Source organism: Rhodopseudomonas sp. BR0C11 (assembly GCF_010820945.1).
GTDB lineage: Bacteria > Pseudomonadota > Alphaproteobacteria > Rhizobiales > Xanthobacteraceae > Rhodopseudomonas > Rhodopseudomonas palustris_H.
This window is the reverse complement of the sequence record NZ_QTKI01000733.1, coordinates 1-1,113: the sequence shown is the minus strand read 5'-3', so window position 1 is coordinate 1,113 and position 1,113 is coordinate 1. Positions and strand designations below refer to the sequence as shown.

At 67.6% G+C, this 1,113-nt stretch carries 1 protein-coding gene and 1 pseudogene; both read left to right on the top strand.

From position 1 onward, the window contains the following. A pseudogene (locus tag DYI24_RS26970) lies at nucleotides 1-177 on the top strand (aromatic ring-hydroxylating dioxygenase subunit alpha); the annotation flags it as partial. Nucleotides 178-180: 3 nt separating this feature from the next. Further along, complete coding sequence (locus DYI24_RS26965) at nucleotides 181-936, top strand: GntR family transcriptional regulator (RefSeq protein WP_164574502.1); 756 nt, start codon at nucleotides 181-183, stop codon at nucleotides 934-936. Nucleotides 937-1,113 lie beyond the last annotated feature (177 nt).

Sequence of the window (1,113 nt, the reverse complement as noted above, 5' to 3'; positions counted from 1 at the left end):
TCCGGCATCTTCCGCGAGGACGAGATCATCCTCGAAGCGCAGCAGCGCGCGATGCTCGAGAACCCCGATCGGGTGTTTTACAACCTGAACATCGACGCCGGCGCGATGTGGTCGCGCAAGCTGATCGACCGCATGGTCGCACAGGAGAACGCGCCGAAACTGCAGGCGGCGGAGTAAGCGATGAACGACAAGGCCGCCGACCGTTCGATGTCGCAGACCGTGCGCGCGCAGCTGGCGCTGCGCGACATGGTGCTGTCCGGCCAGCTCCGCGCCGGCGAACGGATCTCCGAACTGCAGGCGGTCGATATCACCGGGGTGTCGCGCACGCCGGTGCGGATGGCGCTGGTGCGGCTGGAGGACGAGGGCCTGCTGCAGGCGATTCCGTCCGGCGGCTTCATGGTGAAAGCGTTCTCCGAACGCGACATCCTCGACTCGATCGAACTGCGGGGCACCATGGAAGGCCTCGCCGCGCGGCTCGCCGCAGAACGCGGCGCCAGCGCCCGGCAGCTCGAGCCGCTGAAGCAATGCCTCGGCGATATCGACGACCTGGTGCGGCAGGACCCGATCTCGGTCGACGCGTTCTCGGCCTATGTGGCGCTGAATGCGCGGTTTCACGCGCTGCTCAACGAGCTGTGCGGCTCGGCGCCGGTGATGCGGCAGATCGATCGCGTCGCCGCCCTGCCCTTCGCTTCGCCGAGCGCTTTCGTGATGGCGCAATCGGGGCTGCCGGAGGCGCACCAGATCCTGCTGATTGCGCAGGATCACCACCGCGCCGTGATCGACGCGATCGAGAACCGCGAAGGCGCACGCGCCGAAGCGGTGATGCGCGAGCACGCCCGGCTTGCGGTGCGCAATTTGCGGCTGGCGCTGAGGAGCCGCACCCATCTCGACCTGCTGCCGGCGCTCACGCTCGTGACCCAGGCCGCCGACAGATAGTCAGCTTCCCCCTCATCGACAGGAGCCCTTGATGCGCTTCGCCGAACAGTGGACCAGCAGCACCGTCGTATCGACCCGCGACCTGACGCCGTCGATCCGTGAGATCGTGCTCGAGCCCGACGTCGCAGTCACCACCTGCGCGCCCGGCAGCCATATCAACGTCGCGCTGCTGATCGA

Bases quoted from the DNA above. Each gene is read 5' to 3' on its own strand.
- DYI24_RS26965 (WP_164574502.1), top strand. From the start codon at position 181: ATGAACGACAAGGCCGCCGACCGTTCGATGTCGCAGACCGTGCGCGCG.